The organism is Flavobacterium sp. GNP011 (assembly GCF_056428925.1).
Map to the genome: position 1 here is coordinate 52,798 of NZ_JBWJVJ010000016.1, position 23,071 is coordinate 75,868.

19 protein-coding genes, 1 tRNA gene and 1 pseudogene are annotated in these 23,071 nt (G+C 34.6%); 4 read left to right on the forward strand and 17 right to left on the reverse strand.

Annotated elements, in window-relative coordinates; all coding sequences use genetic code 11:
• Positions 1 to 36: 36 nt before the first annotated feature.
• The 10 genes and pseudogenes from argH to fahA form a co-directional block, all read right to left on the reverse strand.
• Positions 37 to 1,320, reverse strand: a complete 1,284-nt coding sequence (gene argH, locus AC061E_RS12925) for an argininosuccinate lyase (RefSeq protein WP_478286612.1) — start codon at positions 1,318 to 1,320, stop codon at positions 37 to 39.
• 154 nt (positions 1,321 to 1,474) lie between these two features.
• Complete coding sequence (locus AC061E_RS12930) at positions 1,475 to 2,545, reverse strand: M20 family metallo-hydrolase (RefSeq protein WP_478286613.1); 1,071 nt, start codon at positions 2,543 to 2,545, stop codon at positions 1,475 to 1,477.
• Positions 2,546 to 2,626: 81 nt separating this feature from the next.
• Positions 2,627 to 3,412: an acetylglutamate kinase gene (gene argB / locus AC061E_RS12935; protein WP_478286614.1), complete on the reverse strand. Its 786-nt coding sequence runs from the start codon at positions 3,410 to 3,412 to the stop codon at positions 2,627 to 2,629.
• 76 nt (positions 3,413 to 3,488) lie between these two features.
• On the reverse strand, positions 3,489 to 4,433 hold the full coding sequence (locus AC061E_RS12940) for an N-acetylornithine carbamoyltransferase (RefSeq protein ID WP_478286615.1): 945 nt from the start codon (positions 4,431 to 4,433) through the stop codon (positions 3,489 to 3,491).
• A gap of 90 nt (positions 4,434 to 4,523) precedes the next feature.
• Positions 4,524 to 5,660: an aspartate aminotransferase family protein gene (locus tag AC061E_RS12945; RefSeq protein ID WP_478286616.1), complete on the reverse strand. Its 1,137-nt coding sequence runs from the start codon at positions 5,658 to 5,660 to the stop codon at positions 4,524 to 4,526.
• An 82-nt stretch (positions 5,661 to 5,742) separates the two neighbouring features.
• Positions 5,743 to 6,720, reverse strand: a complete 978-nt coding sequence (gene argC / locus AC061E_RS12950; protein WP_478286617.1) for an N-acetyl-gamma-glutamyl-phosphate reductase — start codon at positions 6,718 to 6,720, stop codon at positions 5,743 to 5,745.
• Positions 6,721 to 6,943: 223 nt separating this feature from the next.
• Positions 6,944 to 8,136, reverse strand: a pseudogene (locus AC061E_RS12955) (argininosuccinate synthase).
• A 217-nt stretch (positions 8,137 to 8,353) separates the two neighbouring features.
• Positions 8,354 to 8,971: a GNAT family N-acetyltransferase gene (locus tag AC061E_RS12960; protein WP_478286618.1), complete on the reverse strand. Its 618-nt coding sequence runs from the start codon at positions 8,969 to 8,971 to the stop codon at positions 8,354 to 8,356.
• Positions 8,972 to 9,429: 458 nt separating this feature from the next.
• Positions 9,430 to 10,614, reverse strand: coding sequence for a hypothetical protein (locus tag AC061E_RS12965; protein WP_478286619.1), 1,185 nt, complete (start codon positions 10,612 to 10,614; stop codon positions 9,430 to 9,432).
• A 152-nt stretch (positions 10,615 to 10,766) separates the two neighbouring features.
• Complete coding sequence (fahA, locus tag AC061E_RS12970) at positions 10,767 to 12,050, reverse strand: fumarylacetoacetase (protein WP_478286620.1); 1,284 nt, start codon at positions 12,048 to 12,050, stop codon at positions 10,767 to 10,769.
• Positions 12,051 to 12,158: 108 nt separating this feature from the next.
• Here fahA and glyA point away from each other — a divergent pair, with 108 nt between their 5' ends.
• A complete protein-coding gene (glyA, locus tag AC061E_RS12975; protein ID WP_478286621.1) occupies positions 12,159 to 13,433 on the forward strand; it encodes a serine hydroxymethyltransferase in 1,275 nt (424 codons plus the stop codon).
• A 129-nt stretch (positions 13,434 to 13,562) separates the two neighbouring features.
• A complete protein-coding gene (locus tag AC061E_RS12980) occupies positions 13,563 to 14,156 on the forward strand; it encodes a MiaE family protein (protein ID WP_478286622.1) in 594 nt (197 codons plus the stop codon).
• 74 nt (positions 14,157 to 14,230) lie between these two features.
• On the opposite strand, the gene AC061E_RS12985 is transcribed toward AC061E_RS12980, so the two are convergent.
• Positions 14,231 to 14,761: a pentapeptide repeat-containing protein gene (locus tag AC061E_RS12985; protein WP_478286623.1), complete on the reverse strand. Its 531-nt coding sequence runs from the start codon at positions 14,759 to 14,761 to the stop codon at positions 14,231 to 14,233.
• Positions 14,762 to 15,001: 240 nt separating this feature from the next.
• On the opposite strand from AC061E_RS12985, the gene AC061E_RS12990 reads away from it, so the two are divergent.
• Positions 15,002 to 16,045, forward strand: coding sequence for an NAD(P)-dependent alcohol dehydrogenase (locus tag AC061E_RS12990; protein WP_478286624.1), 1,044 nt, complete (start codon positions 15,002 to 15,004; stop codon positions 16,043 to 16,045).
• 77 nt (positions 16,046 to 16,122) lie between these two features.
• On the opposite strand, the gene AC061E_RS12995 is transcribed toward AC061E_RS12990, so the two are convergent.
• Together AC061E_RS12995 and AC061E_RS13000 are read right to left on the reverse strand one after the other, a co-directional pair.
• Positions 16,123 to 18,276 carry a S9 family peptidase gene (locus AC061E_RS12995; protein ID WP_478286625.1) on the reverse strand — a complete coding sequence of 718 codons (2,154 nt, stop codon included), beginning with the start codon at positions 18,274 to 18,276 and terminating at the stop codon, positions 16,123 to 16,125.
• A gap of 210 nt (positions 18,277 to 18,486) precedes the next feature.
• Positions 18,487 to 18,560 (reverse strand) — tRNA-Arg (locus AC061E_RS13000).
• Between the two features lie 94 nt (positions 18,561 to 18,654).
• Here AC061E_RS13000 and AC061E_RS13005 point away from each other — a divergent pair.
• Positions 18,655 to 19,167: an adenine phosphoribosyltransferase gene (locus tag AC061E_RS13005; protein WP_478286626.1), complete on the forward strand. Its 513-nt coding sequence runs from the start codon at positions 18,655 to 18,657 to the stop codon at positions 19,165 to 19,167.
• On the opposite strand, the gene AC061E_RS13010 is transcribed toward AC061E_RS13005, so the two are convergent.
• From AC061E_RS13010 to AC061E_RS13025, 4 genes are all read right to left on the reverse strand, one after another.
• A complete protein-coding gene (locus tag AC061E_RS13010) occupies positions 19,164 to 19,304 on the reverse strand; it encodes an SsrA-binding protein (protein WP_478286627.1) in 141 nt (46 codons plus the stop codon). The genes AC061E_RS13005 and AC061E_RS13010 overlap by 4 nt on opposite strands.
• Before the next feature lie 78 nt (positions 19,305 to 19,382).
• Complete coding sequence (locus tag AC061E_RS13015; protein WP_478286628.1) at positions 19,383 to 21,155, reverse strand: M56 family metallopeptidase; 1,773 nt, start codon at positions 21,153 to 21,155, stop codon at positions 19,383 to 19,385.
• A gap of 37 nt (positions 21,156 to 21,192) precedes the next feature.
• The gene (locus AC061E_RS13020) at positions 21,193 to 21,561 is read right to left on the reverse strand and encodes a BlaI/MecI/CopY family transcriptional regulator (RefSeq protein WP_478286629.1); all 369 of its coding nucleotides are present in this window, start codon (positions 21,559 to 21,561) and stop codon (positions 21,193 to 21,195) included.
• Between the two features lie 282 nt (positions 21,562 to 21,843).
• Positions 21,844 to 23,067: an MDR family MFS transporter gene (locus AC061E_RS13025; protein WP_478286630.1), complete on the reverse strand. Its 1,224-nt coding sequence runs from the start codon at positions 23,065 to 23,067 to the stop codon at positions 21,844 to 21,846.
• Between the last annotated feature and the right edge of the window lie 4 nt (positions 23,068 to 23,071).

Below are 23,071 nucleotides of genomic sequence, written 5' to 3' on the forward strand. Positions count from 1 at the left end.
ACAGAATGGATTTATAAAAATAGTTGTGATTGTTATTTAGTAGTAGGTCAATCTCATTTTTTCTATAATCTCGTTAAAGCATAGATTGTTGATACTACCTTCATGTGTGTGTTTGGTTTCTTTTGGGGATGTAAAAGTTCCGTTTTCCAATTGTTCTGCAACTGCTTTGTATGCATCTCTAAAAGGCATTCCTGCAACGACCATTTCATTTAAAGTGTCAACCGTAAATAAATAATTGTATTTTGGATCAGCAAGAATATTGTCTTTTACTTCAATGTCTTTTATGGAGAAAATTGCAATATCTAAGCAGGCTTTCAGGTTTTGAATGGCTGGAAATAATCCCTCTTTCAACAATTGTAAATCTCTGTGATAACCACTCGGCAAGTTGTTTGTAATTAAAGTAATTTCATAAGGTAAGGCTTGGATTTTATTGCATTTCCCTCTAATTAACTCAAAAACATCCGGGTTTTTCTTGTGTGGCATGATGCTGGAACCTGTTGTAAGATGCGATGGTAAAGTAATGAAATCAAAATTCTGACTCATATACAAACAAACATCCATAGAAAATTTAGCTAAAGTTGCAGCCACGCTACTCATAGCAAAAGCGACCGTTTTTTCTGATTTGCCACGGCTCATTTGAGCGGCAACTGAATTGAATTTTAAAGTTTCAAAACCCAATTCTTGAGTTGTAAAAGTTCTATCAATAGGGAAGGAGCTACCGTAGCCTGCGGCAGAGCCTAATGGATTTTGGTCTACAATTTTCAAAGCGGCATTCAACATTGTAATATCATCAATCAAAGTTTCGGCATAAGCAGAAAACCACATCCCGAAAGAAGATGGCATTGCAATTTGTAAATGGGTGTAGCCAGGTAATAATACATTTTGATGTTTCTCTGCTGATGCCATCAGTAAATCAAAAAGGCTTTTTACTTGCTCTTTCAACTCTTTAACGACATCTTTTAAATATAAATTAACATCTACTAAAACTTGATCGTTGCGAGAACGAGCAGTGTGTATTTTTTTTCCAGCGTCTCCCAGTTTTACGGTCAGTAAATATTCGATTTTGGAATGTACGTCTTCAAAACTGTCTTCGATTTCAAAATTACCGTTTTCAACGTCTTTTATTATTTCTTCCAAAGCCAAAACTAAATAAACGGTTTCGGAGTCTGTTATAAGCCCGATTTGTCCCAACATTTTTGCATGGGCAATTGAACCTAAAGCATCGTATTTTGCGAGAACCAAGTCCAGTTCCCTGTCGTTTCCTACAGTGAAATGTTCGATTTGTTTATCTGTTGGTATTCCTTTTTCCCAAAGTTTCATATTGTTTTTTGTTTCAGGTTTAAAGTTTCATCTTGAAACTTGCATGATCTATAGGAATCGTTTCCATAGCCCCGATAATAGTGAAAATCCTTTTATTTTTTTCTTTAAAAAAATAAAAGATTGTAACGGATAGCGGGATTAGCTCCTAATCATTTTATTGTTTTAAAAAATCAGTTAGTATGTTGATATACAGTTTGATTCCTTCTGTTATTTCATGTATAAATATAAATTCGTTTGCAGAGTGTGACCGCAGGGTTTCACCAGGTCCTAGTTTCAATGATTTGCAACTCAAAACCGATTGATCTGAAAGGGTAGGCGAGCCGTAGGTGGTTCTTCCTAATGCGATTCCGGCCTGCACCAATCCATGAGAAACAGGAATGGAAGAAGCGTTTAAATGCATGGATCTTGGATTAATGTCTGCAGCAACATTTGCTCTTACAGTTTCTAGAATTTCTTGATTGCTGTAACAATCATTTACCCTGATATCTACAACCAAATGACATTCTGCAGGAACTACATTGTGTTGTTTTCCGGCATTAATTTGGGTTACGGTCATTTTAACAGGACCTAAAACCTCTGAAATTTTTTCGAAATTGTAGCTGTTAAACCACTCGATTACGGGAATTGCTTTATAAATGGAATTGTCAAGATTTTGATGTGCGGCATGACTGGCGGTCCCTTTTACGATGACATCGAGAACTAATAAACCTTTTTCGGCTATAGCCAATTGCATTAAAGTGGGTTCGCCCACAATGGCACAATCTAGTTCAGGCAAGTGCTTTAAAACACTGTTTAAGCCGTTTCTTCCACTGCTTTCCTCTTCAGCTGAGGCTACCATTACCATATTGTAAGGTAGATTTTCATGGGAATAAAAATGAACAAAAGTAGATAAAAGAGAAACCAAACATCCGCCAGCATCATTGCTGCCTAAACCAAATAATTTACCCTCTTTTTCAATGGCTTGAAAAGGATCATTGGTATAGCCTTGATTTGGGTTTACCGTGTCGTGGTGAGAATTCAATAATAGCGTAGGTTTTTTTGCATCAAAATGTTTGTTGAAAGCCCAAACATTATTGTTCTCGCGTTTAAAAGGTATGTTATTTTGTGTAAACCAATTTTCGATTAAAAGTGCTGTTTGATCTTCTTCACTGGAAAATGAAGGTGTTTCAATCAGTGCTTTTAATAGCGCAATGGCTTCTTGTGTAAGGATTTCTATGTTTTTCATACTTATTTTAGCCACAGATTCGCAGATTTTTTAAAATCGATAAAGAAATTTTTCAAAATCGGAGAAACTTGTGTTTCACTTTTATAATTTGATATTTGTACAATTAGCAGTTGCATCTTGCAACATGCGGTGATGCCCTATTTTTATTTTTTGAACTCCTTTGTTTAAACTATTAAAACAGTTGTCCAGTTTGGGAATCATTCCGGAATGTATGGTTTTTTCGGCTTTTAATTTTGCATATAATTCGGAATTTATGTTTTCAATAAGTGAAGCATCGTCTTCGGCATCGAATAGAACTCCTGGTTTTTCAAAACAATAATTCAAAGTTACCTCAAAAACTTCTGATAAAGCGATTGCTAGTTCGCTAGCAATGGTGTCTGCGTTTGTGTTTAATAATTGTCCGCTACCATCGTGTGTGATGGCGCAAAATACGGGTACTAAATTGTTTAAAAGTAACGTTTCTAGTAGGGGTGTATTCACTTTATTGACATCACCTACAAAACCATAATTTATTGTGGGGTGATTTCGTTTGTGTGATTGAATTAAATTCCCGTCAGCTCCAGAAAAACCGATTGCATTGGTGGAATTGGCTTGTAATTGTGCTACAATATTTTTGTTGATTTGACCAGCATAAATCATGACTACAACTTCTAGCATTGCGGCATCGGTGATTCGTCTTCCATCGATCATTTGTGGAACTAAACCCATACTTTCGGCTAATTTTGTAGCTGATTGTCCACCGCCATGAACGAGTACTTTGTAGCCTTCGATCTTAGAAAAATCTGTTAAAAAATGAGCCAATTCCATCGGGTTATCAATGATATTCCCACCAATTTTTATTATCGTTATCGGTTTTTTATTTTCCATTTAAAAAAGTTTCTGAGGTTCTTAGATGCAATGGCTCTGAGGACTTAATGCCTTAGAACCTTTGTATCTCAGTGCCTTATTTTTTTAATATTTTTTGAAGCACTAATTGTGCTGCGAAGGTTCTATTATTGGCTTGTTCAATTACAATTGAGTTAGGACCATCAATCACCTCATCTGATACGATCATGTTACGTCTTACAGGCAAACAATGCATAAATTTAGCATCGTTAGTTAATTTCATTTTATCAGCAGTTACCGTCCAGTTTGGATCAGAATTTGTAATTTGTCCGTATTCAATATAATTACTCCAGTTTTTGGCATAAATAAAATCAGCGTTTTCAAATGCTTTGTCTTGATCGTATTCAATTTTTGAATCTTTCGTAATTTCAGGATTCAATTCATACCCTTTTGGATGAGTGATTACAAAATCCATATTTTTTTGTAACTGCATCATTTCTATAAAAGAATTGGCAACAGCTTGAGGTAATGCTTTAGGATGTGGTGCCCATGTTAAAACCACTTTGGGTCGGTGCTTGGGTTTAAATTCTTCAATGGTAATAGCATCAGCTAGTGCTTGTAATGGATGTCCCGTGGCGCTCTCCATATTAATAATAGGAACAGTTGCATATTTTATAAAACTAGACAGTACTATTTCGGCATTGTCTTTTTCTTTATCAACCAATCCAGCAAATGCTCTTATAGCAATGACATCACAATATTGAGAAACAACTGCAGCGGCTTCTTTAATATGCTCTGAGGCTCCCGAGTTCATTACAGCACCTTCTTCAAATTCTAGGGTCCAGCCTTCATTGGTAAAGTTCATCACCATGACATTCATTCCTAAATTTAAGGCTGCTTTTTGCGTACTCAATCGAGTTCTTAAACTAGAATTGAAAAACAATAATCCTAGTGTTTTGTTTTTACCTAACTTTTTATTTTTGAGGGGTTTCTTCTTGATTTTTAAGGCTTTTTTAACCCATGTTTCCAGTACATCTATGTTATTGACAGCGTTGTAATTCATGATTTTGTTTTTTATTAAGTCTTACTAATTTTATAATAGCAACTTCATTTTTAGTTGTTTAAGTTCTATTACAAATAGCATTACTTTATGTTATTGAATCTCTACTAAAGCTTCTTTTAAAGCCTTTATAAACAAGTCGATTGCTGGTTTTGTTATTGTTAAAGGAGGTAAAATTCGAAGTAAGTTTTTGTTATTTGCATTTCCAGTAAAAATATGTTGGTCGATAATCATCTTTTTACGAAGTGTACTTACGTCAAAATCAAATTCTACGCCCAGCATTAATCCTCTTCCTTTAACTTGAATTACTTCAGGGATTTGTTTGATTGCTTCCAGAAAATAGGCATAAACGTCATTTACATTATCCATTAATTGTTGCTTTTCCATTACGTCCAAAACTGAAATACCGGCTGCACACGCTAGATGGTTTCCTCCAAAAGTAGTTCCTAATAATCCGTAACTAGCTGTGAATTTTGGAGAAATCATAATCCCACCTATAGGAAAACCGTTCCCCATTCCCTTTGCCAAGCAAATTATATCGGCTTTAATATCATGATGTTGGTGTGCAAAGAACTTTCCGCTTCTTCCGTATCCGGATTGTACTTCGTCTAGAATTAAAACAACATCATAAGCTGCGCATATTTTTTCTAAATCCTGAAAAAATGCTGTGGTACCTTGGTCTAAGCCGCCCACTCCTTGAATACCTTCAATTATTACCGAAGAGACATCGCCTTTTTTGAGTTCGTTTTCAACCAATTCAATGTTGTTCAGGGGTAAAAAAGTAACAATTTGCTGTGCATTGATTGGTGCCACAATTTTTTTGTTGTCAGTGACTGCTACTGCTGCCGAAGTTCTTCCGTGAAACGAATTCTCAAAAGCAATTACTCGCGATTTATGATTGTGAAACGAGGCTAATTTCAAAGCGTTTTCATTGGCTTCAGCCCCAGAGCTGCACAAGAATAAAGTGTAGTCCTCTAATCCTGAAAGTTTCCCTAACTTTTGGGCTAATTCAACTTGCAGTGGATTCTGAATCGCATTTGAATAGAAACTAATGTTGTCTAATTGTTTTTTTAAGGCAGTGACATAATCTGGTTGGGTGTGTCCAATGGAAATTACGCCATGACCGCCGTATAAATCTAAATATTCCACTCCGTTTTCGTCTGTAATAGTGCAATCTAGCGCCTTTACTGGAGTGATGCTGTATAATGGGTAAACGTCAAATAAGTTCATTTTCTTTTTTTGTTTAAATGGTTTAAGGTTTAAAGTTTCAAGTTACGAGTGCAACCTTAAACTTTAAACTTGAAACAAATTTTTAAAATCCGCTTGGTTTCAAATGTAATCCTGTGGTTTCATCTAATCCAAACATTAAATTCATGTTTTGTATGGCTTGTCCTGAGGCTCCTTTTGTTAAATTATCGATTACTGAAGTTATCAATAACCGGTTTCCTTTTTTCATTAAACTAATAATACATTTATTGGTTTGCACCACTTGTTTCATGTTGATTCCTGTGGTAGTAACCGTAACAAAAGGTTGGTCTTGGTAATAAGTCTCATATTTTGAAAGTATGTCTTCTAAACTTTCTTCTATTGTTGTGTATAATGTGGCGAATATTCCTCTGGCAAAATCACCTCTGTTGGGTATAAAAATCAATTCGTTTGCGTAATCCGCTTGCAATTGGTGGACACTTTGGTTAATTTCCCCTAGATGTTGGTGTTCAAAAGCTTTGTAATGCGACATATTGTTTGATCTCCAGCTAAAATGTGTTGTTTCTGAAGGGGTAACTCCGGCTCCCGTACTTCCTGTTGTAGCATTGATATGAACGTCAGTTGTGAGTATTCCGGCTTTCGCCAAAGGCAATAATGCCAACTGAATTGCTGTTGCAAAACAACCTGGATTTGCAATAAATTGAGCGTTTTTAATGGCTGCTTTGTTCAATTCAGGTAAACCATAAACAAATGATTTACTATCGAATTCTTTGTCTTTTGTCAATCTGAAATCATTACCCAAATCAATAATTTTAGTATGACTTGCAAATTGATTTTGTTCTAAAAATGATTTTGATTTTCCATGACCTAAACACAAGAAAACTACGTTCACGTTTGGATTTACGGTATCGGTAAAATTCATTTCGATATCACCGAGTAAATCGTGGTGCGCCACAGAAAGCGGCTTTCCAGCATTTGTTGTACTGAAAACAAAATCAATGGTTGCATGAGGATGAAACATTAGAATTCTAATTAATTCTCCTGCTGTATATCCTGATCCACCTATTATACCAATAGTAATCATAATCTTCTATTTTTTCGAATTATTTTTGTCACAGTTTTTACTGATTTCCACAAATTGGATAGTGCTCTTTTTATGTTTCTAAAAAAGCACTATTTTTCACTTTAGCCCCGATTGCAGTGAAAATCCTTTTCCTTTTTTTTCAAAAAGGAAAAGATTGTAGCGTAAAGCGGGACGATGTTTCTGGAAATGCAAAATATTTCTGCTCCTTAAAAAACGCTACTTATTATTCGTATGTTTCATTATTTACTGATGAAAATATGTTTTGAGCATTTCCAAGAATTTTGATAAATCCTTTGGCATCATCAGAAGTCCATGCATTGTTCATTTCTCCGTATTGTCCAAAACTCGTATTCATTAAATCATTTTCAGATTCGATTCCGTCAAGCGAAAAATGATATGGTTTTAGTGTAACAGTTACTTTTCCGTTTACAGTGTGTTGGGTGTCTTGCAAAAAAGTTTCGATATTTCTCATCACAGGATCTAGAAATTGTCCCTCATGAAACAGCATTCCGTACCAGTTGCCTAGTTGTTCTTTCCAGTATTGCTGCCATTTTCCAAGTGTGTGTTTCTCTAATAAATGGTGTGCTTTGATGATGATTAAAGGTGCAGCGGCCTCAAAACCTACTCTTCCTTTAATCCCAATAATGGTGTCACCTACGTGAATGTCTCTACCTATTGCGTAGGCATTAGCCAGTTTTTCAAGAGCAACGATATTAGCTGATGGTTTGTCTTTTATGCCATTTACAGCAGTTAATTCCCCTTTTGAAAATTCTAATGTTACTTTTTCTGCGCCCTCTTTTACCAATTGAGAAGGGTAGGCTTCGCTAGGAAGTGCTTGATGTGATGTTAAAGTTTCTTTTCCGCCCACACTTGTTCCCCACAATCCTTTATTAATAGAATATTGTGCTTTTTCCCAAGAATAAGAAACGCCGTTTTTAGATAAATAATCTACTTCTTCCTGTCTTGATAATTTTAAATCTCGAATAGGAGTGATGATTTCAATTTCGGGTGCAATGGTTTGGAAAATTAGATCAAAACGAATTTGGTCATTTCAGCCCCAGTACTTCCGTGAGCGATGGCACTTGCACCAACAGATTTTGCGTATTTTATCGCTTCGATAGCTTGAAAAACACGTTCAGCACTCACAGAAAGTGGATAGGTATTGTTTTTTAATACATTTCCAAAAATTAAATACTTGATGGCTTTATCATAATACTTATCTACAATGGTCAGATTGGTGTGTTTTGCACTTCCAAGTTCATACGCTCTTGTTGTTATACTTTCTAGCTCTTCAGCAGTAAATCCACCGGTATCTACAAGGACTGTGTGAACTTCAAATCCTTTTTCATTTTTTAAATATTTCAGGCAGTAGGAAGTATCAAGACCTCCACTATATGCTAATACTACTTTTTTCATTTTTTTGTTTTTCCTCCCCCCGGCCCCCTCCGAAGGAGGGGGAGCCAATAGTGGCAAAAGGGAATATTATTTTATGTAACTTTTTTATCTTGGTCGCCTTCTCTTTGAAGTATTGAGTCCAATAGTGGCAAAAGGGAATATTATTTTATGTGACTTTTTTTCTATCTCTTGGCTCATTTCCCTTTTTAACTTCTGAGGATTCGGGAGGTGAGGGAATTTATTGATCTAAAAATACCGCTTGTTTTATTTTCTTCAAACGGTTCCAAATCCGGACATTGAAAGGATGTTTAGGAGGGTCTTTTGGTTTTTCATTTGGATCATATAGCATGCCGGTACACAAGCACATTTTGTTGTCTTTGCTTTTCAAAATTTCATAATTGGTGCAGGTTTGACAGCCTTTCCAAAAGCTTGGGTCATTTGTAAGCTCAGAAAAAGGAACTGGTTTGTATCCTAATTCGGAATTTATTTTCATTACTGCTAAGCCTGTTGTAATTCCGAAAACTTTTGCTTCTGGATACTTTTTTAGTGAGTAATCAAATACAAATGACTTTATTTTTTTTGCCAAACCAAGATTTCTATAATCCGGATGAACAATCAAGCCAGAATGTGCTACAAACTGGCCATGTTGCCAACTTTCGATATAACAAAAACCTGCAAATTTTCCGTTGTCAAGTGCAATAACGGCATCATTGGTCTCCATTTTTTTCTGGATATACTCAGGCGTTCTTTTAGCAATACCAGTACCTCTTAAAAGTGCTGATAACTCTATTGTTTCGCATATTTCTTGCGCATATTTGTAGTGCTCTTCCTGAGTTGTGACGATGGAAATATTCATTTCAAAAGTAGAATTTGGATGTTATAAAATGATTTTTGATTAGAAACTAAAACGAATTTTAGGCAATATGAATTTGCGCTAAAATCTAATGAATAGATGTACCGTATTGATTTACAATAAAATACAGTAAATACTATAAAAAATAAAGGATATAATAATCCAATAGAGTTTGATAATGTCAAAACAAAAAAAATGAAAGTATGAATAAATGAGAAACAGCTCTAGGAAACTATAGTTATAGTGTCCGTACTTCGGGAGAAGCGGTTAGCATGTTTGTCCGTGACAAAGAAGTTATATGTACGTTTGTATTATTCACTGTTGCAAAAGTACATTTTTTTTTGAATTACAACTATTTAATTTTTATTTGTAACAAATTATGGAGCTATTGTGTTATTTCAAAAAAAAAACTCCTAGAACGCAGCGCTCCAAGAGTTTTGATAATGAAAGATTTATAAAGGTTAGTTTCTAAATCTATTTTGAGTAATGATGTTTTTAATTTTTGCTTTTAAATCTTGACCAGTATCATAAATCATTTGTTCACTATTTGGAAACATAACAGGTTTTCTGTCAAAATATGCAAAATAGTTATCGTCCGAGGCGCGTCTGTCTCCATTACATGTAGCATAAATATTTTCAAAAACAAACTCGCTTGTCAAAGGAAATGTTTGAATTAGTTGATTTGTTCTTAGATTAACGTAATCTATTTTAGCTGTAAGTTGCGAAGATTTAAATTGTTTGAATTCATAAATTCTGGCGGTTACCGTTTTTAAATCGTCAACCATTACTACTTTTCCTTTTTCATCTAGAACCTCTTTACCATTAGCATCAATAAGTTTTTTTACACCATCTTTTACAACGCGTTCTTTTACAAATTCACGTTCTTTAACTTGTTCTGGTGAAATAAAAATATCTCTAAAATTGATAACCATTCCATAATCATAAACAATACCTTTTTGTTTGTTGTTGTGATAAACCGTCCAAGCGTCATTTAATCCGAATGTGCTAAAATCTAACAAATCATTTTGCAAACGTACAGGAATGATCATGTTTGTCTCATTTTTTGTTGTAACCGAAACAAAATCACAGCCTTTAAATTTTGCTTCATCCATTAATTTTAAAACGTCTTTATAGTTTGGATTGATCTGGTTGAGATAATTTAAGTCATTAAATGCTTTTCTAAAATTCATTTTATCATTAGACACCATTAATTTCTTTGCATTTGCATATAAATAAGCCGCTAGTGCATTTTTACTACTTACAATTTTATCACTATAATCATCAAAGGGAAAGATGGCATTTCTACCTTCGTTTAATAATTTTAAGGGTAAAATTGGTTTTATGTTTTCTTGTCTTTGATTTAACTGTACGTAGGTGTTGTAAATTTTCTCTAGCTGTGCAGGATTATTTTCTTTAGTCCACAAGTTAATATAGTTAAGATCTCTATCTTTAGCTTTGGCGAAAGCCTCTTCAAGGAGATAAACATAATCTTGTTTTCCTTTTTTATCCTTGTTACTTCTTAAACTTGAAATAGCATTATCAATTGCTTGATCATAATTGCCTGAGCTTAATGCATTTTGGGTTTGCTTTACTCCACAAGAGGAAATTAGAATAAATAAGATAAATAGAGTAGTAATTTTTTTCATAAGCGTTAATTTTAGAGGTAGAATGTTGAGTAATATTTTTTTGATTGTAGCGAAAAGAATATTTCAAAAAGCTAAATTCAAATATAATGCCAAAAAAAACCTAACAAAAATAGTATAATTGTTAGGTTTTAAAAGGTAATTTTATATAAATTTTATTTTCGTACAAAAGGAGGTAATAGCTTGCTTGAAACTTCTCCAAAACCAATACGTACATGACCGTTTTTGCAAAAACCTTTCATGATAACTGTATCATTATCATTTATAAATTTACGCTCTGTGTTGTCGCTCATTTTTATTGGGTTTTTTCCACCCCAAGTAAGTTCAAGCATAGAACCAAAACTATCCTCAGTAGGTCCTGATATCGTTCCTGATCCCATCATATCTCCAGAGTTTACTCTACATCCATTTGAGGTGTGGTGTGTTAATTGTTGACTCATTGTCCAATACATGTATTTAAAATTGGACTTAGAAACTACAGTAGCCTCACTATTTTCAGGTTGAATGGCTACTTCTAAGTTAATGTCAAAGGAGTGTTTTCCTTTTTGTTGTAAATACGGTAGGGGAGTAGGCTCTTGTTTAGGACCTTTTGTTCTAAAAGGTTCTAGTGCATCCATAGTAACGATCCATGGTGAAATTGAAGAGGCAAAATTTTTAGCCAAAAATGGTCCTAGCGGAACGTATTCCCATTTTTGTATATCACGAGCACTCCAGTCATTTAATAACACCATCCCAAAAATATAATCTTCGGCTTCGGTTACAGGAATATTTTCACCCATGATATTGACGTCAGTGGTGATAAACGCAGTTTCGAGTTCAAAATCAACAGAACGTGAAGGACCAAAAACTGGACTTGTTTCCCCGTGAGGTAATGTTTGTCCCATGGGTCTGTGAACAGGAATTCCTGAGGGTACTATAGAAGAGCTTCTGCCGTGATAACCTACTGGAATATGAAGCCAGTTAGGCAATAATGCGTTTTCAGGATCACGAAACATTTTCCCAACATTAGTTGCATGTTCTTTACTAGAATAAAAATCAGTGTAATCACCAATTAAAACAGGCAATTGCATTTCAACATCCTCCATTCTAAAGATTACAATATCTCTGTCCTTAATATTATTTTGCAGTTTGGTATCATTGGCATCAAAGAGTTCAGCAATGCGGTTTCTTACTAGTCTCCATGTTTTTTTTCCATCTGATATGAAGTCATTCAGCGTATCCTGCATAAACATATCATCAGTAAGTTCAATACCTTCAAAATAATTGAGTTGTTGTAGTGCACCTAAATCAATGGCATAATCGCCTATTCTTGTTCCTACAGTTACAATATTTTCTTTTGTTAGAAAAACTCCGAAGGGTATATTTTGAATAGGGAAATCACTGTTTTCAGGTACTTCTAACCATGATTTTCTATTGGTATCGTTTGCTGTTATTGGCATATGATGTTAATTATTTTGTTAAAAAATTACTCATCAAATATATTATAATCTAAGTATTAACCAAACGTTTTTTTGTATTTTTGCTATAAATTAACGAAAATCAAAAAAATGCAACGCGACGAACAAATTTTTGACCTTATTCTAGAAGAACAAGAAAGACAAATACACGGATTAGAACTTATAGCATCAGAGAACTTTGTAAGTGACGAGGTGATGGAAGCAGCAGGATCTGTTCTTACTAATAAATATGCCGAGGGATATCCTGGCAAAAGATACTACGGCGGTTGCGAGGTAGTTGATGTGGTAGAGCAAATTGCTATTGATAGAGCCAAAGAGCTTTTTGGTGCGGCTTACGCCAATGTACAACCACACTCTGGTTCCCAAGCTAACACAGCAGTTTATCATGCTTGTATAAAGCCAGGTGATAAAATATTAGGATTTGATTTGGCTCATGGCGGACACCTTACACACGGTTCACCTGTAAATTTTTCGGGACGTTTATACACTCCTTCTTTTTATGGAGTAGATCCAGAAACGGGTTTACTAGATTATGATAAAATTCAAGAAATTGCAACTAGAGAACAACCAAAACTGATTATAGCTGGAGCATCTGCTTACTCGCGTGACATGGATTTTGAGCGTTTTAGAGTAATTGCTGATAGCGTAGGTGCTATTTTATTGGCTGATATTTCTCATCCTGCAGGACTTATTGCAAAAGGCTTGATGAATGATCCTTTACCTCATTGTCATATTGTTACTACAACGACTCACAAAACATTACGTGGACCTCGTGGAGGATTAATTTTGATGGGTAAGGATTTTGAAAATCCATTTGGTTTAACTACTCCAAAAGGAGAAATAAGAATGATGTCATCTTTGCTAGACTTGGCTGTTTTTCCGGGTAATCAAGGTGGACCTTTAATGCATATCATTGCTGCAAAAGCGGTTGCTTTTGGAGAAGCATTACAAGACGAATTTTTTACCTATGCGTTACAATTACAAAAAAACGCTAAGGCTATGGCTGAAGCTTTTGTAAAACGTGGTTACCAAATTATTTCGGGAGGAACTGACAATCACATGATGTTGATTGATTTAAGAAATAAAAATATTTCTGGTAAAGAGGCTGAGAATGCTTTGGTTAAAGCTGAAATTACAGTCAATAAAAATATGGTTCCATTTGATGATAAATCACCATTTGTTACCTCTGGTATTCGTGTAGGTACTGCAGCTATTACCACTCGTGGTCTTGTTGAAGAAGATATGGAAACTATTGTAGCCTTAATTGACAGAGTTTTAGTAGATCATACAAACGAAGATGTAATTGAAGCGGTAGCTAATGAAGTTAACGAAATGATGAGCGAAAGAGCTATTTTTGTTTTCTAAATAAATATGTTTTTAAGTTTTAAAGTCGAAAGTCGAAAGTCTTTGTATAGAATTTAATATTCTTTCTTAGTTTTGGCTTTCGACTTTTGACTTTATGACTTTCGACTTCCTAACTTTAAGACTAAAAAAATGGGTGTATTACGATTACAATTGCCAACAGACCCAAGATGGGTCAATATTGTGGAGAAAAATATTGAAGAAATCTTAACAGATCATGCTTGGTGCGAGCAAAAAGCAGCTACAAATGCCATTACAATTATTACGAACAACTCCGAACATCAGGATTTAGTTCAAGATTTATTAGCTCTAGCTAAAGAAGAAATTGATCATTTTGAGCAAGTGCATAACATTATTATCAAGCGAGGCTTAAAACTGGGCAGAGAGCGAAAAGACGACTATGTAAATGAGCTCTACCTGTATATGAAAAAAAGCAGTAACGGCAGTAGAGTATCCAGTTTGGTAGAGCGTTTGCTTTTTTCAGCAATGATTGAAGCCAGAAGTTGTGAGCGATTTAAAGTTTTATCTGAGAATATTAAGGATCCAGAATTAGCTCTTTTTTATAGAGAATTAATGGAAAGTGAAGCAGGTCATTATACCACTTTTATAACCTATGCACGTAAATACGGTGAAGGAATTGATGTTGAAAAACGCTGGCGAGAGTGGCTATTTTATGAAGAATCAGTTATTGCAAAATATGGAAACAGTGAAACTATTCATGGTTAATGGTTGCTCCTTATACTTGCCATGAATTGTTGTTATTCAATTAATTATTAAATCGTACTGGTATAAAAGACCCTTTACTTCATTTTTTGAAAAAAGGGCGTTTTTAGTTTTGTCTTTTTGGGATCAATGGTATAATTATAACTTGTTTTAAAATCAGTATGATGCGCATTTGCACCTGAGAATTCACTTTTATATAAATCACAATGATCAAATATAGCATGAGTTAGATTGGTATTCATGAAATCTACGGCTATGAGACTGCATTTTGTAAATTGTGTTTCCTTTAGATTTAAATTATAAAATTTCGAAAAATCAATAATGCAGTTATTAAATCCAATTGTAAAGATAAATGCATCACACATAGCAAAGTTTACATCTTTAATTTCGCAGTGTTCAAATACTACATTTCTTAGCGACACGTGATTTATTTTTGCTGATGTAAAAAAACAGTTTATAAAAGTACATTCAATAAAGGTAACGGATATAAAATGGCATTCGGAAAAAGAACAATTGATAAAAGTGCAACATTCAAACTCTTTATGATTTAACTCATGTTCGCTATAAAGAATGTCAGTAAATTGATTGTCATAGGTGTATGAAGCCATTTAAAAGTTTGATGATTTGTAAAATGTAGTTGCACAAAGTAACAAATTATCTTGCTGGAAACAGATCTATTCTTAAAATTAGTTTTCAGATAGTAGAAGTAATTTTATGTTATTTAAAAGGCTCTGGCAGTTTCATAATAAAAGATGTGGTTGAATAGTTTATACTGGGAATTATGTAACTCTTTAAAATTATTGATGAGTTAAATTTTCATAATTTTATAACAATTAAATTTACTTATTATGATACTTACAAAAGGATATGCGGCACATGATGCTAAATCAGATTTAGCGCCTTGGAATTTTGAACGAAGAGCTCTTGGACCACATGATGTTCAGTTTGATATACAATTTTGTGGTGTTTGTCACAGTGACTTACATCAAATAAAGAATGATTGGGGAGGATCTATTTACCCAATGGTTCCTGGTCATGAAATTGTTGGTAAAGTAGTTGGAGTAGGGGAAAAGGTAACACGCTTTAAAGTAGGTGATTTAGCGGGAACAGGTTGTCTTGTGGACTCGTGTAGAACTTGCGAAAATTGTAAAGAGGGATTAGAACAATTTTGTATCAACGGAAGAACAGATACGTATAATGCACTTGGTCAAGATGGTGTTACACCTACATACGGAGGGTATTCAAACACCATTGTAGTTCATGAGGATTTTGTGTTGCATATTTCAGATAAATTAGATTTAGCGGCAGTAGCTCCGTTATTGTGTGCAGGAATAACAACATATTCACCTTTGAGGCATTGGAAAGTAGGAAAAGGACATAAACTGGCTGTATTAGGTCTTGGTGGACTTGGACATATGGCTGTTAAGTTTGGTGTTGCTTTTGGTGCTGAAGTTACTGTTTTGAGTACTTCACCAGATAAAGAACAAGATGCAAAAAAACTAGGGGCGCATCATTTTATTGTGACCAAAGATGAAAAACAATTAGCAAAGGCAGCAGGAACATTTGATTTTATTCTAGATACCGTATCTGCTCCTCATGACTTAAATCTTTACTTATCATTATTGCGTGTTAATGGTGTGCATATATGTGTGGGAGTACCGCCAACACCCTATGAAATTCATGCCTTTAGTTTAATAGGAGGAAGACGAAGTTTAGCAGGTTCATTAATAGGAGGATTGCCTGAAACACAAGAAATGCTTGATTACTGCGCTGCCAATGGTATTGTATCAGATATTGAATTAATCGATATGAAAGACATTCATGAAGCGTATGAACGTATGACAAAAGGAGATGTGCGTTACCGTTTTGTAATTGATATGGCTACATTATAATAAAAGGATACTGTTTAAAAGATGAAAAACGCTACCAGCAATTATTGGTAGCGATTTTTTTGTTTATGTGGATTTTATTATTTGGTCAAAAAACGTTGAAAAAATTCGTAAGTTCTCAACATTTGATCCATACGTTGTCTGTTGTCACCATTACGAGTAATCTCGTGTGTTGCTCCAGGGTGAACAACGAATTCTACTGGACGATCTAAAACTTTTAAACTTCTAAACATCATTTCTGCTTGTACAAACCCTGTTCTACGATCGTTGGCTCCGTGAAAAATGATAAAAGGTGTTGTAATGTTTTGAACGTAGTTAATAGGTGATTCACGCGCTAGTATTTCTTTAACTTTTGGTTCCCAAGGATAACCTCCAAAATAATTTGGCACCAATCGCCATGCATTTCCTTCTCCAAAAAATGTATTCAAATCGTAAACACCTCTTTGAGCACAAGCCGCTTTAAAGCGATTGTCATGACTTATGATCCAAGCTGTTAAATATCCAGCATAAGAACCACCAGTAATAAATAAATTAGATTTATCTGCCCAACCATCGGCAACAGTTTTGTCTAGAGCTGTCAAAACATCGCTTGCTGGTCCTTTGCCCCAATCATTAACATTGGCTCTCAAAAAGTCAAGACCATATCCTCCTGATCCACGCGGATTGCTGTATACTACGCCATATCCTTTACTGCAAAAATATTGGTATTCATGCCACATACTTTCTTCACCGGGTCCCCACATGGCAGATGGTCCGCCATGAATTTCTAGTAATAAAGGTGCTTTTTCACCACTTGTGATTTGAGTTGGTTTCATAACCCAATATTCCACGATGAGTCCTAACTCGTTTACAAAACTTTTCTTTTCAGGATAAGATAGTTTTTTGGTTGAAACCCAATTGTTGAATGTGCTTACTTTGTTTTCTTTCTTAAAATTAGAGTCAGCGGTGTAAAATTCAGATGGATTGCTCACTTGAGTCTTGCTGTAAACAAAACCATCTGCAACTAAATCATAACTAGAGATACCTTGATCGGCTGCCGATAAAGCCTCAATTTTTTTGTTAGCCAATGATACACGGTTTAAAACGTTTCCCCCGTTCATTTGTGATGTGAAATAAAGGAATTTGTCGTCTTTACTCCATTTTAAATTAGAGATGTTGCGGTCAAAAGGAATCGTTTGAATTGATTCTGCCCCACCGTTTAGTGGCATAATAGATAAAGTTGGAATACTCACGAATGAAGTTGCTCCAGATAAAAATGCGATCCATTTTCCAGAATTACTAACAGAAGCATTGCTAAAGCGTTTTCCATTATCGCCTAAAATCATTTTAAAATTGCTACCGTCAGGGGCTACCGTAAATAATTCACTTTCTTGGGAACGGTCTGGATTTTCGAGATTGTCTACGTCACCAGATAATAATATTTGAGTTCCATTTGCAAAATATTCCGCCGATGAAAAGCTATAAAATCCACTGGTAATGGCTTTTGGGATGCTGTTTTGCTCTGCTACTGTTTCAAAAAAATGGTTAAAATTTAGTTCAGAAGATAAATTACTTTCGCTTTGAAAGTTTAATTTATTTAAAACAATAGCTTTTTTGTCAGTGGCATTTTGGTTTAAATACGCTCTTACTTCTGCCAATGAACCATTAGGATTGGCTTTGATTTTAGTATTGGCTAAATAATCATTCGATTTAAAACCAGGTTTTTCAGTATTCCAACTCGGAACTATTTTTTTAGGATTTAAAATGGAGTCTTTCAAAAGTTCTTGTAGTGAAATACTAGCTGAAAAGAGTATTTTTTTTCCATCTGGTGACCATTTTGGATTATTGGCACCATATTTAAAATTAGTGAGTTGCGTGGCTTCTCCGCCTTCCATACTAAGAACAAAGATTTGCATTTTATCTTTTATAAATCTTGAAAAGGCGAGTTGTTTGCCGTCAGGACTCCATGCTGGTCTTGATGCGCCATTTTTATCTGATGTAATTTGTTTTAAAGTGTTTGGATTTTCTTTAGTCCAAGAGTAAATCTGGGTGCGATAGCTGTAATCTAATGAACTGTTTTCGTCACTTTCAATGGAGGTAAGAGTGAAAGCAGCTTTTTTGCCATCAGTTGAACTAGTAATGTTGTTTACGTTTTTAATTTTTAAAAGATCGGTTAGTTCAATTCGATCACTTTCGTTTTGCGCGGTTGCAAAATGAATGGGAATAAATAATAAAAAGCATATAATTTTTTTCATGAAATCTTTTTTTGGTAACAAATTAGTTTTGTTCTAAATTAGAACATTTAACACAGATATCAAAATAGAAATATGAAACAGAAAAAGGATGATCGCTATTGCTAAATTAGTATAAGTTTAAAGGCTTTGCTTAAAGTTCTCGAAGTTGCTGTCACGTTTTTTTATAAAAGTATAAAACATAAAAAAACCCCAACAAATGCTGGAGTTTTGTGACCTTGACTGGATTCAAACCAGTAACCTCTTGAGCCGTAATCAAGTGCGCTATTCAGTTGCGCCACAAGGCCTTTTTTGCGAAGCGACATATTGTCTTGCTTGCGGGTGCAAATATAGGCATAAATGTGTAATTTGCAAGTGTAAAATTGTAAAAAAATAAAAAAAATGAATTTAAAAAATTATATCCGTGATATTCAGGGATTTCCAAAGGAAGGAATTTTGTTTAAAGACATCACTCCACTGCTTCTTGATCCCGAAGCAAGGAATGAATGCCTTAAAATACTGTTATCAGGTGTGGAAAATTTAGAAATTGATAAGGTTGTTGGGGTAGAGAGTCGTGGATTTTTCTTTGGAACTTTATTAGCTCAAGAATTGAAGGTGGGTTTTATCCCTGTTCGGAAGCCTAATAAATTGCCTTATGAGACCATTTCGGCTAGTTATGATTTAGAGTATGGAACAGATAGTCTAGAAATTCATATAGATGCCATACAAAAAGGGGATCGTGTGCTTGTCCATGATGATGTTTTGGCTACAGGTGGAACGGCAAAGGCAGTTTGTGAACTTGTAGAAAAGCTAGGCGGTGTGGTTGTTCAATGTAATTTCTTGATGGAACTGCCTTTTTTGAACGGAAGAGATAAAATTTTAAATCACGTTGTATTTGCCGCTATGAATTACTAGCGTAAGGCACGAGTGGTAACATAATACCTGTAACCAATAATCGCCATCTGCCATTTTTTGGCTTTGGCCAAGTCCAAACGTTGTTTTGTAAAGCTAGGAAGAATGATTCTGTTGATTTGAGCAAGAATTTTATACATGCAATTTAATTTTTCACAAAGATATAAAAAAAGACGGTCATGATTTGGACCGTCTTTTTTGTAATAATGAAAATTATATTATTGTTTGTCTAAATTGTCTCGAATTGCATCTCTTTTAGCTAGTTCATTATCTTTTCTAGCCTGAATGGCATCTTTTCTAGCTTGCATTGCATCTTTTCTGGCTAGTTCGTTATCTTTTTTAGCCTGAATGGCATCTTTTCTAGCTTGCATTGCATCTATTTTAGCTTGTTCATTATCTATAATATTATGAATTTCATCATTTTGAATTTCTAGTTCCTGTAGACTCCTTTTTTTATTTATTACAGTTCTAATTGTTTTTTCGTTTTTTATTGTATTCATTGAAGTTGTAATTTCATACGCTCCATTTGCACCATCAGATCCATACTTTGCAATAGCTTCTTTGGGTTCTACTATCGTTTGACTTACTATGTCATCATTAATTGCCAAGTGAATGGGTTGGTTTTTTGATTGTTTAACTCCATTGATAACGAGTAAATATGCTACTCCATCTTTTTCAAAATTATTAATTGATAAATAATCGTCATGATTGGATTCGTTTGTTCCTGAATTGCTATCATTTACTTCAATTTCAATTTTCTCATCATTCTTTTCTGTGGCTTTAAAATGGTTGCTCAGGTGACTATTTTTCTTTTTATCAGCTTTGAAACCAAAAATAACTTTTTTATCATTTTCGGTTTTTGCAAAGATTTTAAAAGGCTTTATGGGTGTTGTTTCTTTAACTCGATAAATTTTTATTTCATTGTTGCTGCTTTTTAATTCAACGTTTATTTGAATAATTTCATTGTTGTCATTGTATACTAATTCTTTGAAAGTGACTTGAATGCCAAATTCTTCTTTAAAAAAATCTTTTTCAGCATTTAGCTCTTCTTTTGTTGAGGTTGCGTTTATTTCTAATTCAGTGGTGACTGAGTTTAAGGTGGTTTCTTTTGTAACTTGTTTTTTCTCTTGTGCAATTACTTCAATTTGAAATAAAAGTACAAACGCTACTAGAGCTGGAGCAATTACTGCATATTTCCATGAATTCCATTTTTTTGATTGATTTTTGTTTAACATAACGATTCGTTTTTTGATTAATGATTGATAAAAATGATTGGTAATGGCAACACAATTTTCGTGTGTTGTTATTTTTAAGAGCGTGTATTGATACGCTTTTTTGTCGGATATTTTTTTAGTTGCTTCACTATCAGCAATGAATTCTAGATTTTGCAAGATTGACTTTTTGTACAACCAAGCAAAAGGATTGAACCAAAATATAACACAAAACAGTCTTGAAATTAATACGTCAACAGTATGATTTTGCTCGCTGTGGATTTTTTCATGCTCCAAAATATTTTCTAATTCGGCTTTGCTGTACAAGGATGAATTGTAAACAATAGTATTAAAAAAAGAGAAGGGCGCTATATTTTCTGTGGTGTCAATGTATTTAAAATCGGCTTGATTTTTAAAGTGTTTTCCTTTTAATACACGGTGTAAACTATAAAAATCCAAAGCAAGTTTTAGTATAAAAAGAAGCATGCCAATGGCGTATAGCATTCCAATAACTAAGTACCAATTGATTTCCGAAATATCCTTTTCAGAACTAGTGGTTAGTGGAATTTGGGACCAGTCAATGGTGTTGGTGCTTGGTTCAACCCAAACAATTTTTGTAAAAGCCATCAATGGCAAAACAACCGAAGTGAATAAACCCAATACTAAAAACCATCGGTTGCTGGTAAAAAAAGTTTCTTTGCGAAGCAAAAAATGATACGCTACGAAAAAAAGTGCTAGTAAGCCACTGGATTTTATGAGATATACGTAAAGTACTTCCATGCTGGTTTTGGTTTTTGGTTAGTTGGTTTAATATAGCTTAGTTGTTTTGTTCTTGTTGCTCAATCATGGCTAAAATTTCACGCAATTCAGCTGCTGATATTTTTTCTTCTTTGGCAAAATGGCTTACCATATTTTTATAAGAACTGTTAAAGTAATGATCAATTGCGGTGTGCATAAAACGTTTTCTGTACTCTTCAAGGGATACTACGGGAAAGTATTGGTGTGTGTTTCCAAAGGCATTGTGTGATACAAATCCTTTTTCTTCAAGATTGCGCACTATGGTTGAGAGTGTGTTGTAATGCGGTTGATCTTCTGTGATTTCGGCTAAGATTTCTTTTACAAAAGCATTTTTGAGCTTCCATAGAATGTGCATGATTTCCTCTTCTTTATTGGTCAATTTTTGCATGATGTTTTTATTTGATTCAAACTTACAACTATTTTTATAGTTTGCAAACTATTTTTATAGTTATTTAACTAAAATTATAGTTTTTGAAATATGTTATTGTCGTTTATATAACGTAAATATCTGTTTTAGTATGGTTTAGTATTTCAGGTTGGGCCGCAAGAGGGATAGGAGCAAACCGCCGCAGCGGTGCAGATAGCCCGACCGTAATCTAAAAAAGGGGCATATTCAACACTATGTTGATAAGCCCCTTTTTTAGATTAGGGTCACGCCCAAATTATAAAATTATTTAGATCGTTTTTCCTGCTGTACCAGTTTTTGCAACCACATGCAGCCCGCAACGGCCAATACGCCCAATGTTCCCATGACAAACCAATTTACTTGATAACCCCAACTGTCAATAATTTCCAAACCTGTTTTTGAACTTGCAATATGCGCTAAGCTAAAACTCATGGTAAACAAAGCCATATAGCGGCCTTCGTGACCTTTTGGCGCTCTACTAAGGGCAAAGGAATTGGAGAAGGGAAATATAAACATCTCGCCAAAAGTGATAAAAATAATACTAACCACTAAGATTCCAGCCCAAATGTTGAACATTAAAACGTAAAAACTGAGAGACATTAATAGCGATCCCCACAATATTATTTTGAGTTTTTCAATGCCTTTTCTTTGGCTAAAACTTACAATGGGCATTTCCAGAAAGAAAATTAAAAGCCCATTCAGGGATAATAAAAGTCCGCTTTGAAACTCTGTTAATCCAAATTTTTCATTGTGATACAGCGGTAAAGTGGTGAAAAGTTGAAAGAACAATACAGCAGTTATAAAGCATACAAAAAGAAAAATCCAAAATATTTTGTCTTTGAAAACTGATGCTGGAATCTCAGTTTCACTGGTACTGCTATTCAAATCAGATGGTTTTTTGCGTTCTTTTACGAGCAGTGTAAAAATTAAAATGGAGATGATACAGGAACTCCCATCAACCCAAAATAAGCCGCTGTAGCCCATATTCATGATGATTAATCCTCCTAATGCTGGTCCTGCCGTAAAACCAAGGTTTACCGCAAGGCGCACTAAGGTCAAGGCTCTTGTACGATTTTCAGGTTTTGCATAGGTGGCTAGCGAGACGTACATGGCGGGACGAAACATATCTGCAACGGTCATGATCACAAACATCCCGGCACACAATCCCCAAAAAGTCCGAATGTACTGAACCATAAAAAGTAGCAGTCCGCTGGTAAATAAGCTGAATATCATAATTTTGTAAAACCCTATTTTGTCTGATAATTTACCTCCCAACCAAGAGCCAAGCATGGATCCAAAACCAAAAGCTACCATAATCCAGCCCACTTGCGCGTAGGAGAAATGTAAATCCTCCTTTAAATATTTAGATAAAAACGGGAGCACCATGGTTCCGGCACGATTAATAAAAGTAATTAAGGTAAGGATCCAAATTTCTCTGGTAAATCCTCTAAAATTATTGATATAGCGTTGAAAAGCAGTTTGCAGCATAAAG

Excerpts from the sequence above, each read along its gene's own strand:
- argH (WP_478286612.1), bottom strand. The coding sequence starts at position 1,320 with ATGAAACTTTGGGAAAAAGGAATACCAACAGATAAACAAATCGAACAT.
- AC061E_RS12930 (WP_478286613.1), bottom strand. The coding sequence starts at position 2,545 with ATGAAAAACATAGAAATCCTTACACAAGAAGCCATTGCGCTATTAAAA.
- argB (WP_478286614.1), bottom strand. The coding sequence starts at position 3,412 with ATGGAAAATAAAAAACCGATAACGATAATAAAAATTGGTGGGAATATC.
- AC061E_RS12940 (WP_478286615.1), bottom strand. The coding sequence starts at position 4,433 with ATGAATTACAACGCTGTCAATAACATAGATGTACTGGAAACATGGGTT.
- AC061E_RS12945 (WP_478286616.1), bottom strand. The coding sequence starts at position 5,660 with ATGAACTTATTTGACGTTTACCCATTATACAGCATCACTCCAGTAAAG.
- argC (WP_478286617.1), bottom strand. The coding sequence starts at position 6,720 with ATGATTACTATTGGTATAATAGGTGGATCAGGATATACAGCAGGAGAA.
- AC061E_RS12960 (WP_478286618.1), bottom strand. The coding sequence starts at position 8,971 with ATGAATATTTCCATCGTCACAACTCAGGAAGAGCACTACAAATATGCG.
- AC061E_RS12965 (WP_478286619.1), bottom strand. The coding sequence starts at position 10,614 with ATGAAAAAAATTACTACTCTATTTATCTTATTTATTCTAATTTCCTCT.
- fahA (WP_478286620.1), bottom strand. The coding sequence starts at position 12,050 with ATGCCAATAACAGCAAACGATACCAATAGAAAATCATGGTTAGAAGTA.
- glyA (WP_478286621.1), top strand. The coding sequence starts at position 12,159 with ATGCAACGCGACGAACAAATTTTTGACCTTATTCTAGAAGAACAAGAA.
- AC061E_RS12980 (WP_478286622.1), top strand. The coding sequence starts at position 13,563 with ATGGGTGTATTACGATTACAATTGCCAACAGACCCAAGATGGGTCAAT.
- AC061E_RS12985 (WP_478286623.1), bottom strand. The coding sequence starts at position 14,761 with ATGGCTTCATACACCTATGACAATCAATTTACTGACATTCTTTATAGC.
- AC061E_RS12990 (WP_478286624.1), top strand. The coding sequence starts at position 15,002 with ATGATACTTACAAAAGGATATGCGGCACATGATGCTAAATCAGATTTA.
- AC061E_RS12995 (WP_478286625.1), bottom strand. The coding sequence starts at position 18,276 with ATGAAAAAAATTATATGCTTTTTATTATTTATTCCCATTCATTTTGCA.
- AC061E_RS13005 (WP_478286626.1), top strand. The coding sequence starts at position 18,655 with ATGAATTTAAAAAATTATATCCGTGATATTCAGGGATTTCCAAAGGAA.
- AC061E_RS13010 (WP_478286627.1), bottom strand. The coding sequence starts at position 19,304 with ATGTATAAAATTCTTGCTCAAATCAACAGAATCATTCTTCCTAGCTTT.
- AC061E_RS13015 (WP_478286628.1), bottom strand. The coding sequence starts at position 21,155 with ATGGAAGTACTTTACGTATATCTCATAAAATCCAGTGGCTTACTAGCA.
- AC061E_RS13020 (WP_478286629.1), bottom strand. The coding sequence starts at position 21,561 with ATGCAAAAATTGACCAATAAAGAAGAGGAAATCATGCACATTCTATGG.
- AC061E_RS13025 (WP_478286630.1), bottom strand. The coding sequence starts at position 23,067 with ATGCTGCAAACTGCTTTTCAACGCTATATCAATAATTTTAGAGGATTT.